This window comes from Nocardioidaceae bacterium, from assembly GCA_018672315.1.
Classification (GTDB): Bacteria; Actinomycetota; Actinomycetes; order Propionibacteriales; family Nocardioidaceae; genus TYQ2.
Genome location: CP076053.1, coordinates 2,263,692 through 2,275,691, shown reverse-complemented (window position 1 = coordinate 2,275,691; position 12,000 = coordinate 2,263,692). Strand labels below are relative to the sequence as shown.

10 protein-coding genes are annotated in these 12,000 nt (G+C 74.1%); 3 read left to right on the top strand and 7 right to left on the bottom strand.

From position 1 onward, the window contains the following. Positions 1–35: 35 nt before the first annotated feature. From KLP28_10925 to KLP28_10905, 5 genes are all read right to left on the bottom strand, one after another. Positions 36–1,112, bottom strand: a complete 1,077-nt coding sequence (locus KLP28_10925; protein QWC84119.1) for a hypothetical protein — start codon at positions 1,110–1,112, stop codon at positions 36–38. After that, the gene (locus tag KLP28_10920; protein ID QWC84118.1) at positions 1,105–2,346 is read right to left on the bottom strand and encodes an SAM-dependent methyltransferase; all 1,242 of its coding nucleotides are present in this window, start codon (positions 2,344–2,346) and stop codon (positions 1,105–1,107) included. Before KLP28_10920 ends, KLP28_10925 begins: the two co-directional genes overlap by 8 nt. A 133-nt stretch (positions 2,347–2,479) precedes the next feature. Then, complete coding sequence (locus tag KLP28_10915; GenBank protein QWC84117.1) at positions 2,480–3,763, bottom strand: MFS transporter; 1,284 nt, start codon at positions 3,761–3,763, stop codon at positions 2,480–2,482. 90 nt (positions 3,764–3,853) lie between these two features. Then, on the bottom strand, positions 3,854–5,203 hold the full coding sequence (locus KLP28_10910; GenBank protein QWC86933.1) for an NCS2 family permease: 1,350 nt from the start codon (positions 5,201–5,203) through the stop codon (positions 3,854–3,856). A 149-nt stretch (positions 5,204–5,352) separates the two neighbouring features. After that, positions 5,353–6,138, bottom strand: coding sequence for a DUF3027 domain-containing protein (locus KLP28_10905; GenBank protein ID QWC84116.1), 786 nt, complete (start codon positions 6,136–6,138; stop codon positions 5,353–5,355). A gap of 56 nt (positions 6,139–6,194) precedes the next feature. Between KLP28_10905 and KLP28_10900 the strand changes: the two genes are divergently transcribed. Next, positions 6,195–7,790 carry an MFS transporter gene (locus KLP28_10900; GenBank protein ID QWC84115.1) on the top strand — a complete coding sequence of 532 codons (1,596 nt, stop codon included), beginning with the start codon at positions 6,195–6,197 and terminating at the stop codon, positions 7,788–7,790. A gap of 13 nt (positions 7,791–7,803) precedes the next feature. Here the strand turns inward: KLP28_10900 and KLP28_10895 are convergent, their stop codons facing one another. Beyond that, the gene (locus KLP28_10895; GenBank protein QWC84114.1) at positions 7,804–8,187 is read right to left on the bottom strand and encodes a cold-shock protein; all 384 of its coding nucleotides are present in this window, start codon (positions 8,185–8,187) and stop codon (positions 7,804–7,806) included. A gap of 252 nt (positions 8,188–8,439) precedes the next feature. Between KLP28_10895 and KLP28_10890 the strand changes: the two genes are divergently transcribed. After that, on the top strand, positions 8,440–10,728 hold the full coding sequence (locus KLP28_10890) for a S8 family serine peptidase (protein QWC84113.1): 2,289 nt from the start codon (positions 8,440–8,442) through the stop codon (positions 10,726–10,728). A gap of 67 nt (positions 10,729–10,795) precedes the next feature. Further along, complete coding sequence (locus KLP28_10885; protein QWC84112.1) at positions 10,796–11,374, top strand: DUF421 domain-containing protein; 579 nt, start codon at positions 10,796–10,798, stop codon at positions 11,372–11,374. Here the strand turns inward: KLP28_10885 and KLP28_10880 are convergent. Further along, complete coding sequence (locus KLP28_10880; protein QWC84111.1) at positions 11,352–11,996, bottom strand: histone deacetylase; 645 nt, start codon at positions 11,994–11,996, stop codon at positions 11,352–11,354. The genes KLP28_10885 and KLP28_10880 overlap by 23 nt on opposite strands. Between the last annotated feature and the right edge of the window lie 4 nt (positions 11,997–12,000).

The window sequence follows — 12,000 nt, the reverse complement described above, 5'->3', positions numbered from 1 at the left end:
GCGTACGCGAAACCGACCCCGACGGGTGGGCGCCCTCACCCGCGCCGGCGGCGCAGCACCAGAGCCGCCAGGGCTCCCAGGGCCACGACGACGATCAGGCCCGCCCCCGCGGGCACCAGGCCTACGAGCCACGGCGGCAGCGCGCCGGGCTCCGTGGCGTACGCCGGCTGCTCGGCCACCGACCCCTCCTCCGCGTCGTCCGTCGGGCTCGCCGGCGCCGGGTCGCGCCCGGCGAGCCGCGCCCGCAGCACCGGCGGCAGGGGCACCGACACGACCGCGGTCCCGACCCCCTCGGTGCTCGCCCAGAGACGTCCGCCGCGCAGGGCGACCGCCTCCCCCTGCCGCATCGCCGGCAGGCCGACCGGGGTGAGGCGCTCCAGCTCGGGCCAGGTGTACGCGGTCGACCCGGCGTAGTCGCGCAGCAGCACCCCGGCGCCGCGCGGCAGCAGGACCCCGTCGGTGAGGAAGCCGGGCACCCGTCCGACCTCGCGCAGCAGCCCCGGCTCACCGGAGGCGGGCCGTCCCTCGGCATCGGCGACGTACGGCGAGAGGTCCCGCGGCGCGGCGTACACGGTGCCGCCGAAGAGCGCCTTGGTGACCACGTGGAGGCGGCCCGTCCGCGGATCGCTCAGCAGCGTCTCGGCGTCGTGCGCCCCGTCCGGGTAGGCGAGGACGACGCTGCGGGCCGCGACCGTGCGGTCCCCCGCTGCGATCGGCACACGGTGCACCACCACGGTCGAGCGCGTCCGCCCGTTGTCGCCGATGTCGCCGACCCACACGGCCTCACCGCGCGGCGTGGGAGCCAGGGCCTCGACGTCGACGGGGTCGAGGCCGGCAGCGACGTCGTAGGACGTCACCCCGGCCAGCTGACCCGAGTCGGGGTCGACGGCGTAGAGGACGGCGTCGTCACCGGAGTCGTTCGTCGTCACCAGCAGGTCACCGGCGAAGGCCAGCCCGCTGGACTCGCTGATGCGCTCGTCCGGCCAGGTGAACTCGGTGCGGGCCCGGTCGTTCTCGGCGTACGCCGGCACGGCGGGCCCCAGCACCGGGGCAACGGCGACGGCGACGGCGACCGCCACGATCCGGACGAGCCGGGCCCGCGGGTCACCCATCCAGCAGCTCCGCGAGCCGCGGACGCACCGACCAGGCTCCGACCAGGTGCTCGTACGCCTCCTGCAGCTGCTGGTCCTGCTCGGCCGCCCGCGGGTCCGTACGCCGCACGGCCCGCAGCAGGGTGTTGCGCGGCGTGTGGGCCGACTCGACGAACTCCACGACCTCCACCCGGTAGCCGGCCCGGCGCAGCAGGTTCTCCCGCAGCGCGTCGGTCAGCGTGTCGGCGAAGCGCTCGCGCAGGATGCCGTGGCGCAGCACCGACGCGTACGCCGCGGGCGCCTCGTCGCGACCGCGACGCAGCTGGGCCGCGACGTCGTGGTGGCAGCAGGGCGCGGCGAGCACGAGGCCCGCACCCCAGTGCACGGCCCGGGCGAGGGCCTCGTCGGTGGCCGTGTCGCAGGCGTGGAGGGCGAGCACGACGTCGGGCGCCGGGTCCACGCGCGCCTCGGCGATGGTGCCGACGACGAACTCGGCGTCGATGCCCAGCTCGGCGGCCACCTGCGTGTTGTGATCGGCGGACTGCTGCTTGACGTCGACTCCGATGACCCGGGTCGGGAGGCCGAGCACCTCGGTCAGGTGCGCGGACGCGGCGAAGGTGAGGTAGGCGTTGCCGCAGCCCAGGTCGGCCACCCGCAGCGGCTCCTGCGGCGTCGGTGTGCGCACCCGGCCCGCGGCGATCGCCTCGGTCAGCGCGGGGGCGAGCAGCCGCAGCATCTCCTCGACCTGCCGGTACTTCGCCTGCCGCGTCGGCTTGACCCGCCCCTGGGCGTCGGAGATGCCCAGGGTGCGCAGCACCGGGTGGTCGGGGCTCAGCAGCCGCTGCTTGACGCGGTCGTGGGAGCGGTCGACGACGACCGGTGCCGTCTGCGTGGAGACCGAGACCTGCGCGTCGCCCTTCTTCGTCACCCGCAGCTGCCGGATCTCACTGGTGGTCTCGACGTGCCAGTTGCCCCACGGCTGCGCGAGGAGCTGCTCGACCGCGTGCTGCGCGGCCCCGCTGCCGTCGCCGAGGGCGTGGTTGGAGGTGAGGACCTGGTCGCCCGCGGTCGCCGCGAACTGCAGATGGGGTCCGGTGCGCAGATCGATCGGCCGCACGTCGACCCGCTCGTACGCAGGCCGCTCGACGCCTCGTCGTCGACCCGAGGCCACGGCCCGGACGAGGCTGTCGTGCGCGCTGAGCGCCTCGGCGACCTCGGCCAGCGCGTCGGCCAGGGGCAGCGTGCGTGAGGCCATCGGTGGCTCAGCCGCCGAGGATCGCGGCGACGAGCACGACCACCAGCAGCGCCACCAGCGCGGTGGGGATGAGGAGTCGTCGGACGCGTGGGTTCACGGGCAGATCCTAGAGGGGACGGCGCACCCCGTTCGCTCAGGCAGCGAGCGCGGGGGACTCGGGCAGCGGCTCGACGTGCCGCGTCCGCCGGCTGGGCAGCTGCGGTGCTCGCGGCTCGGCGCGGGTGAACAGCGCGGCCGCGACCAGGGTGCCGACCACCACGACCAGACCCCCGACCACGAGCGTCCAGCGGGCCCCGAACGTCTCCCCGATCCACCCGATCACCGGCGCTCCCACGGGTGTGCCGCCCATGAAGATCATCAGGTAGAGGCTCATCACCCGCCCCCGCAGCTCCGGCGCCACCGTGAGCTGGATGGTGGTGTTGGCGCTCGTGATCAGCGTCAGCGCCGTGAACCCGGTCAGGGGGGCGAGCAGGGCGAAGGTCAGGTACGTCGGCATCAGACCCGAGGCCACGACCACGACACCGAAGGCCAGCGCGGCACCGACGACGAGCCGCAGGCGCGTACGCTCCCGCCGCGCCGCCCACAACGCACCGGTGAGCGAGCCGATCGCGAGGATCGTGCCGAGCAGGCCGTACTCCCCCGCGCCGAGCCCGAAGGTCTGTGTCGCCATCAGCGCCGAGGTGATCTGGAAGTTCAGCCCGAAGGTGCCGGCGAAGAAGACGATCGTCAGCACCAGCACGAGATCCGGGCGGTCGCGCACGTAGCGGACCCCCTCGCGCACCCGTCCCCTTCCCCGGGCGGCGGGCACCGACGGCGTCAGCTTGCTGACGACCATGCGCTCCAGCGAGGCGATGACCGCGAGGTAGGACACGGCGTTGAGCAGCACGACCCAGCCGGCCGCCGCTGCGCCGGAGCCCCACGCGGCGATGAGCAGGCCGGCGAGCGCCGGCCCGACGAGCCTGGCCGCGTTGAACGAGGCGGAGTTGAGCCCGACCGCGTTGGCGAGGTCGGCCGGTCCGACCATCTCCGAGACGAACGCCTGGCGCGCCGGTGCGTCGAAGGCGGTGCCGACACCGAAGACGAACGCGAGCACCATGACGTGCCAGACCTCGACCGCGCCGGTGACCGCCAACACCCCGAGCAGCACCGAGCTGGCGGCCATCGCGCCCTGGGTGACCTGGAGCAGGCGGCGCTTGGGGAAGCGGTCGGCCACGACACCGGCGTACGGGCTCATCAGGAGCATCGGCAGGAACTGCAGGCCCGTGACGATGCCCAGCGCGGTGCCGGACCCGGTGAGCACGAGCACCATCCAGTCCTGCGCGATCCGCATCATCCAGGTGCCGGTGTTCGACACGAGCGACCCGGCGGCGTAGAGCCGGTAGTTGCGGTGGTGCAGGGCGCGGAAGGTGGGGCTCACGTGGAGGGGGTGCTCCGATCGGGTCGCGAGGTCAGCGCGGTGGTTTCATCACTGTGCCCAACCTGTTGCGAGTCCCAACTATTCCCCGGCTCAGGTGAGCAGCGAGGTGAGGGGGTCGACCGCGAAGTAGACGCCGAAGAGCAGCGCGGTCACCCAGAGCAGCGGGTGCACGGTGCGGCCTGCGCCGCGCACGACCGCGAGCACCACGTACGACACCACCCCGGCGCCGATGCCCGCCGCGATCGAGTAGGTGAACGGCATCAGCACGATCGTCAGGAACGCCGGGATCGCGATGCCGGTGTCCTTCCAGTCGATGCCACCGACCTGCTGCATCATCAGGAAGCCGACGAGCACCAGGGCGGGCGTGGCCGCCTCGTACGGGATCGCCGTCAGCAGCGGTGAGAAGAAGATGGTCGCGAGGAAGAGCACCCCGGTCACCACGCTGGCGAGACCCGTCCGCGCCCCCTCGCCCACGCCGGAGGCCGACTCGATGTAGCTCGTGTTCGACGAGACCCCGGCCGCCCCTCCCGCGGCGGCCGCGAGCGAGTCGACGACCAGGATCCGCTGCGAGCGCGGCGGTGCGCCCTTCTCGTCCAGCAGGCCGGCCTCGGCCCCGACCGCGGTCATCGTGCCGACCGTGTCGAAGAAGTCCGCGAGCAGCAGGCTGAAGATCAGCAGCACGGCGACCACCAGGCCCACCTGGCCGAAGGCGCCCAGCAGGTCGACCTGTCCGAGCGTGCCGAAGTCGGGGGTGTCGACGAGTGAGTCGGGCAGCGTGGGCACGACGAGGTTCCAACCCTCGGGGTTCGGCGGGCCGTCCGCCGGGAACGCAGGGCCGACCGAGAACACCTTCTCCACCACGAACGCCAGCACCGTCGTGACCACGATCGCGATGAGGATCGCGCCCTTGACCTGACGCACCCACAGGGCCGTCACCAGCAGCACCCCGACGGCGAAGACCGCGACCGGCCACCCGGCGAGCTGGCCGCCGATGCCGAGCTCGACAGGGACCGGGCCGGTGCCCGTGCGGCGGACGAACCCGGCGTCGACGAGCCCGATCAGGGTGATGAACAGCCCGATGCCGACCGAGATCGCGATCTTCAGCTGCGCGGGCACGGCGTTGAACACTGCGCGTCGGACGCCCGTGAGCACCAGCAGCAGGATGACCAGGCCCTCGACCACGACCAGTCCCATCGCCTGCGCCCAGGTCATCTGCGAGGCCAGGGAGAAGGCGACGAAGGCGTTCAGTCCCAGCCCCGCGGCGAGTGCGAGGGGGAAGTTGGCGACGACACCCATCGCGATGGTCAGCAGACCGGCCACGAGCGCGGTGCCCGCGGCGATCGCGGCGGTGTTGGGCTCCGTCCCGCCGCCGAGGTACTGGCCGTCCACGTCGGTCGCCTGACTGAGGATCAGCGGGTTGAGCACGACGATGTAGGCCATCGTCACGAAGGTCACGATCCCGCCGCGCACCTCGCGCGAGAGGGTCGAGCCGCGGGTGGAGATCTCGAAGTACCTGTCCAGCACGGGAGAACCATGCCACCCGGGCCACCCATGCCGTCCGGGCCACCCACCCGACCCCGTGGGGGCGGTCAGAACTCCTCGACGCTCAGGCTGTCGAACTCGTCGAGGGAGGGCGGGGGCACGGGTCGCGGCTGCTGCTTGCGGCTCAGCTGCGCCCCGGAGTGGGCGCCGCACCCGTGGTCGAAGGAGACCACCCGGCCGTCGGAGTTGGCGTGGGCGTTGGCGCAGACGCCGAACATGCCCGAGAGCGGTCCCGACAGCAGCACGAGGAACCCGCAGGTGCGGCACGGTGCCGGCGCCGACTTCGCGACCGCGGACTCCGGGCCCTGGTCGGAGTCGTACCAGCGCTGCGCCGCGTCGTCGCGACCCTCCAGCGAGAGCACCCGTTCGCGGCCCAGTCCCACCTCGCGGGTGACCTCGCGGACGGCGTCGGCGGGCTCGTCGCCGACGAACGACCCCGCCACCAGGCGGGGGTCGTCGTCCTCGACGGGGAGCAGGTCGCCCGGGGACAGGTCGCCGGGCTGCAGCCGGTCGCGCCACGGCACCCAGGTCGGCGAGATCACGGCGTCCTCGCCGGGCAGCAGCACGACGTCGTTCACGGTGATCTGCTTGGCCCGCGCCGCACGGACGACGGTCACCGACCACTGCCACCCGCGGTAGCCGGGCCGCTCACAGGCGAAGAGGTGGGTGACGACGCGGTCGCCCTCGAGGCGGTGCCCGAGGTGCTCGCCGACCTCGTCGGGGGCGGCGAGACCGGTCAGCTCGACGAGGGCGGCCCGCGCCTCCTCGACGGCACCGACGGTGGTGGCGTCGGGGCGTACGCGTGTCGCTGCGGGAGTCACGCCCGGGATCATCCCACGCCCGGCGACTCCTGCGGGACCTCGGTGTGCGACGGAGGCAGAATGAGCCCATGCCCACCGACGTCCAGGACGGTCCGCCGACCTGGCAGCACCCCGACGACGAGCCCGGCGAGCGTGACGAGCCCGGGGGTCGGGTCGGTGGTCGGGTGGGGCGGGCCGCGCGGGCGACCGCACGTGGGGCGGCCGGCGCCGCCCGGGGAGCCGCCGCGGCCGGTCGGGGCTCCTCACGAGCCGCGGCGTACGCCGTGCGCCAGGCGCGACGCGCCTCGCACGCCGAGGGTGCAGGGCAGTCGGGTCTGTCCCGCCTGATCGAGATGCACGCCTTCTCCGCCGCGGGCGACGCCGCCGTGGCGATCTCGTTGGCCGGCACCCTGTTCTTCGCCGTGCCCACCGGCGAGGCCCGCGGCCAGGTCGCGCTGTTCCTCGGCCTGACGATGCTGCCCTTCGCGGTCGTCGCGCCGCTGATCGGTCCGCTGCTGGACCGCGTCTCCCACGGACGCCGCTGGGCCATCGGCGCGACGCTCGCGACCCGCGCGTTCCTGTGCTGGGTGCTCGCCGACGCGGTCGCGACCGGGTCGCTGGCGCTGTTCCCGGCGGCGCTGGGGGTGCTGGTGGCCTCCAAGGCGTACGGCGTGACCCGTGCGGCGGCCGTGCCGCGGCTGCTGCCGGACACCCTCAGCCTGGTGAAGGCCAACTCGCGCATCTCCCTCGCCGGTGTCGTCGGGGCCGGCATCTCGGCGCCGCTGGCGGTGGGCGCGTCGCTGATCGGGCCCGAGTGGTCGTTGCGCTACGCGTTCGCGGTGTTCGTGCTCGGCACGGTGCTGGCGATCCTGCTGCCGTCCCGGGTGGACTCCGCGGAGGGCGAGGTGCGCGTCGCGTACGCCGAGATCGGCGGCTCCGCCGACGGCGGCTCCCGGCGCCCCCCCCGGGTGCCCGCGTCGGTGGTGCTGGCGCTGCGCTGCAACGCGGGCCTGCGGCTGCTGTCCGGCTTCCTCACGATGTACATGGCCTTCCTCCTGCGCGACCAGCCCTTCGCCGGCTGGGCGGACCGTCCCGAGCTGCTGCTCGGTCTCGTCATCGGCGCCGCCGGCCTCGGCAACACGATCGGTCTCGGGCTGGGGGCCGCGCTGCGTACGCTCACGCCCACGGTCGTCGTGGTGGCCGCACTCGCGGTCGACACAGCCGCCATCACGACCGCCGCGCTCGGCTACAGCCTCCTCACCGCCGTGGGACTGGGGCTGGTCGCGGGCCTGGCCCAGTCGCTGGGCAAGCTGTCGCTGGACGCCCTGATCCAGTCCGACGTGCCCGAGCGGTCGCGCAGCAGCGCGTTCGCGCGGTCGGAGACGCTGCTGCAGCTGTCGTGGGTGGTCGGCGGGTTCATCGGCATCGCGCTGCCCCTGGTGCCGCGGCTCGGGCTCGGCGTGGCTGCGGGCCTGCTCGCGGTGTGGCTGGTGCTGACCCTGCGCTGGCGCAGCACCCACACCGCGGCGGGTCTCCCGCGGTCCGAGGACCTGCCCGACGGCCCCGTCACCTCCACACGCGCCCAGGCCGCCCGACCCGCCTCCGGCGTCGCCCACGACGACCTCGAGCCGACGGCGCCGATGCGTTTCGCCGACGAGGACCTGCGAGGGTCACGACCCGACTGAGCCGGGCGCCGCCTCAGGCGTCGAGCTCGTCGGCGAGGGCCCGCAGCAACTTCGCGGTCGGGGCGGCCGTGCGCGCGTCGGGGTGGCGTCCGGCCCGGTAGGCCTGCTGGACGCCCTCGAGCAGGCGGATCAGGTCCTCCACGATCGGCTCCATGTCGGCCGGCTTCTTGCGGTCGCGGCGGCTCACGGACGGCGTCTTGTCGAGCACGCGCACCTGAAGCGCCTGGTCGCCGCGACGGCCCTGGGCGATGCCGAACTCGACGCGGGTGCCCGGCTTCAGCGTGGTCACCCCCGTGGGCAGGGCGTCGGAGCGTACGAACACGTCCTCGCCCTCCTCGCGTGCGAGGAACCCGAAGCCCTTGTCGGCGTCGTACCACTTCACCTTGCCGGTCGGCACCGTCTCGCCTCCTCCTGCGGCCACAGGGCCGCATCGTGACCGCGGCCCGAGTCGGGACGCAGCCCTCCACCTTACCGAGCGGGACGAGCAGACCCCCTCGTGACGGTGCTCGCCGGCACCTGCGCAGGCGTCGTCCACCGAGATGACGCATTCGGTTGTCGCGAACGCGGTGACTTGCGACACTGGATGGTCCGGGAGACACCCGAGGCACCACCCTGCCCGCACACGAACCGCACAGTGAGAGGAGCACCCATGACCGGCACGTACGCCTCGCGCCTGGCCACGGGTGTCCTGACCGTGCTGCTGGGCGTCTCCGGCCTGCTGGTCTCCGGCGCTCCGAGCGCAGGCGCCGTCACGCCCGTCGCACCCACGAGTCGGTCCGTGCTCGACCCCGGCACCCCGGTCTCCGCCGGTGCGTGGATCGTGCTCACGCGCACGGTCGCGGACCGCGACGCCGTGCTCGCCGGCAGCGGCGCGCAGCCGACGTACACCTACGGGCAGGCCGTGTCCGGCTTCGCCGCCGACCTCGACGCCGCGGCCGTCCGTCGCCTCGCCTCCGACGACCGGGTGGTGCGCCTGGAACCGGTCGTCCGCCAGCGTCTCGCCGGGGTGGGCCCTTCGCGCCTCACGGCGGCCGCACGCGGTGACCTGCCGGGGCTGGACACCGCGTTCGCGAACGTCGGTGGCAGCTCACGCGCCGGCGCCGGCGTGGTGGTGGGCTTCGTCGACTCCGGGCTGTGGCCCGACAGCCCGGTGTTCGCGCCCGTCCCCGCGCAGAGCGGTGCCCGCGCCGCCTTCGCCGGGACGTGCGCGACCGGCCCGGACTGGCCGTCCTCCGCCTGCACCGACAAGGTCGTGGGGGCTCGTTGGTTCGTCGAGGGCTTCGGGCGCGGCGGGCTCTCCAGCCTCGAGAGGGTCTCCCCTCGCGACGTGGTCGGGCACGGCACCGAGGTCGCCTCGCTCGCCGTCGGCGACGCGGACGTGGTCGCGCGTGTGGGCCGCTCGGCGCTCGGACAGGTCCGCGGCGCCGCACCGGCCGCCTCGGCGGCGGTGTACAAGGCGTGCTGGACGGCTCCGGACCCCGACGACGACGGGTGTGCGACCTCCGACGTCGTGGCGGCCCTCGACGCCGCGGTGGCAGACGGGGTCGACGTGGTCGTCTACGGCGCCGCCGGCACTCGGGCCGGCGACGCCGTCTCGCGGGCCCTGCTCGGCGTACGCGATGCGGGGATCGTGCCCGTGACCCCGGCCGGCAACGGCGCGACGATCACCGAGGCCGTGCCCTGGGGGCTGACCGTGGGTGCGAGTCGCACCCTGACCCGGCCGGGCAGCGTCGACGTGAGCGGCGGTCCCCGTCTCGAGGGCACCATGGTGGCCGAGGGCCTCTCCCGTCCCGCCCCGCTCCTCCGGTCGGTCGACCTGAGGGCCCGGGGTGTGGGCCGCACCGCCGCGGCTTTGTGCCGTCCCGGCAGCCTGTCGTCGGAGGCCGCCGGCGCCATCGTGCTCTGCGACCGCGGCGGCAACCCGCGCGTGGAGAAGTCCGCCACCGTCGCCGAGGCCGGCGGCGTCGGCATGGTGCTGACGAACGTGGCCGGTGGGGCCGACGACACCCCGGCCGACCTGCACTCGGTGCCGACCGTGCACCTCGCCGTCGCCGAGGCGCAGCGGCTCCGGGCCGTCCTCTCGGCCAGGTCGGACGTGCGCGCGCGTCTGGACCCGCGGGCCTCGGCGCCAGTACCGGCGCCCGTGCTCGCCGACTTCTCCTCGCGCACGGCCTCGGACGACGCGCGCGGACCGCAGTTCCTGGGTGCCGACGTCCTCGCCCCGGGCGTCGACCTGCTCAGCGCCACCTCCCCCGCCACCGACGGTGAGTCCTGGGGCTTCGTCTCCGGCACCTCCTACGCCGCCGCACGCGTGGCCGGGGCCGCCGCGCTGCTGCTGGGCGACCGTCCGGGCCGCAGCGTCGACGAGGTCGTCTCCTCGGTCGTCTCCACGAGCTACCAGGTGCTGGGCGACGCCTCGCCGCTCGCGCAGGGCAACGGCCTGATCGACCCGAGTCGGGTGCTCAACCCCGGGTTGGCCGTCAGCGCCGAGGACCCCGGCTTCGACGGCTGGCTGCGCGGCGACCGTGCCCCCGCGCGCGTGCAGACCCCCTCCCTCGTGCTCGGTGACGTCACCGCGCCGACCCGGGTTGTGCGTACGCTGCGCAACGTCAGCGGCAGCCGCGCCACCTGGACCTTCGCCGCGACGGGCGTCCCCGGCTACCGCGTGACCGCACAGCCGGCGTCGGTGACGCTCGCCCCCGGCGAACGCGTCGACGTACGCCTGCGGATCGTCCCGGCCCCGGGCAGCCGCTCCTTCGTCGGCGGGCGGCTCGAGTGGGACTCGAGCACCCGCCCGGACGTACGCCTGCCGCTCGCCCTGCGGTCCTCGGAGCTCTCGGCCACCCGCGCTGCCCCACGACGCGGTGCGAGCTCGACCGTCACGACCACGTCGGGGTCCGTCCCCGCCGTGACGGTGCTCCTCCCCTCCCCCCGCTGAGACCCGGTCCCTCGCCCACCCCTGGCGGTGTGATTCCGGCGCGTCGCGCGTGGTCACGCTCCTGGCCATGTGGACCGACTCCGAAGGCACCTGGTACCAGGTGCCGCTCCTCGCGCTCATGGGCTTCGCCCTCGTCGTCGTGCTGCTGCGCCTGTCCGGCAAGCGCACGGTCGCGAAGTTCAACATGTACGACATGGTCGTGACCTTCACGATCGGCTCGCTGCTGAGCTCGACGATCGTGCTGGAGACCGTCGGGCTCATGGACGGGGCGATGGCGATGACGGCGGTGGTCTTCCTCGACTGGCTCGTCTCGCTGCTCGCGCTCAGGTCGCACCGCTTCCGTCGTCTCATCAAGTCCGAGCCGAGCCTGCTCGTCTACGACGGCGAGATGCAGACCGACACGATGCGCAAGGAGCGCATCGTCGAGGAGGAGGTCGTCATGTTCATGCGGATGCACGGCGTCGACCGGCTCTCCCACGTCAAGGCGATGGTGCTGGAGTCCCACGGCGACGTGTCGGTGTTCACCGACTCGGGCGACGGCCACGACGTCCGTCGGTCGCTGCAGCGCTCGGGGGTCGACATCCCCGGTGACCAGAGCACCGGCAAGGGCACCCCGGACGCCGTCAGCGCCGCCCCGGAGGAGTGAGGCCGGCGAGGTAGGCGTACGCGCGCTCCTCGTCCCAGCCGTGGGCCTCGACCAGTCCCGTCGCCATCGTGGCGAGGTACGCGGGCGCCGGCTCCGTGTGGGGCACGTCCGCCGCACCGTGGGGCGAGGTGAAGGTCAGCATCGGCAGGCCGTCGAGGCGGCCGACCGCGACGAGGGTCTCGTACACGCCGTCACCGGCGGCGTGACGGTCGTCGTCGGGCAGTGACGCCGCCACGCGCTCGACGGGGTCGCCGTCGAAGGGCGCCAGATACATCTCCTGACGGAAGATGTCAGCGAGCTGACCGGCCGTGACGAGGTAGGCGCGGGCCGCGGCGGGTCCCGGGGTGTCGTGGTCGTAGAAGGCGGTGCCGCCGCCCCACTGCGGGGACTCCCCCGCGAAGTAGACCGACCCGGGCAGCTCCACGGCCGCCGACCTCGTCGGTGCCGTCGCGAGGCGCGCACCGGGATTCTCGCGCCGTCCACCCGGCGGACAGCCTCCGACCAGGTAGCACTGCAGGCGTGCCGCGGACATGTTCGAGCCGTAGGAGACGTACCAGACCTCGCTCACGGCGCCCGACCGTAGCCGACGCCGGCGCCGGCCCCGGGCGCCGGTCACTAGCATGGTG

What these genes read in the sequence shown, in the direction of transcription:
- KLP28_10885 (QWC84112.1), top strand. Translation starts at nt 10,796, where the DNA reads ATGTGGACCGACTCCGAAGGCACCTGGTACCAGGTGCCGCTCCTCGCG.
- KLP28_10905 (QWC84116.1), bottom strand. Translation starts at nt 6,138, where the DNA reads ATGATCCCGGGCGTGACTCCCGCAGCGACACGCGTACGCCCCGACGCC.
- KLP28_10900 (QWC84115.1), top strand. Translation starts at nt 6,195, where the DNA reads ATGCCCACCGACGTCCAGGACGGTCCGCCGACCTGGCAGCACCCCGAC.
- KLP28_10925 (QWC84119.1), bottom strand. Translation starts at nt 1,112, where the DNA reads ATGGGTGACCCGCGGGCCCGGCTCGTCCGGATCGTGGCGGTCGCCGTC.
- KLP28_10910 (QWC86933.1), bottom strand. Translation starts at nt 5,203, where the DNA reads ATGGCCTACATCGTCGTGCTCAACCCGCTGATCCTCAGTCAGGCGACC.
- KLP28_10880 (QWC84111.1), bottom strand. Translation starts at nt 11,996, where the DNA reads ATGCTAGTGACCGGCGCCCGGGGCCGGCGCCGGCGTCGGCTACGGTCG.
- KLP28_10920 (QWC84118.1), bottom strand. Translation starts at nt 2,346, where the DNA reads ATGGCCTCACGCACGCTGCCCCTGGCCGACGCGCTGGCCGAGGTCGCC.
- KLP28_10890 (QWC84113.1), top strand. Translation starts at nt 8,440, where the DNA reads ATGACCGGCACGTACGCCTCGCGCCTGGCCACGGGTGTCCTGACCGTG.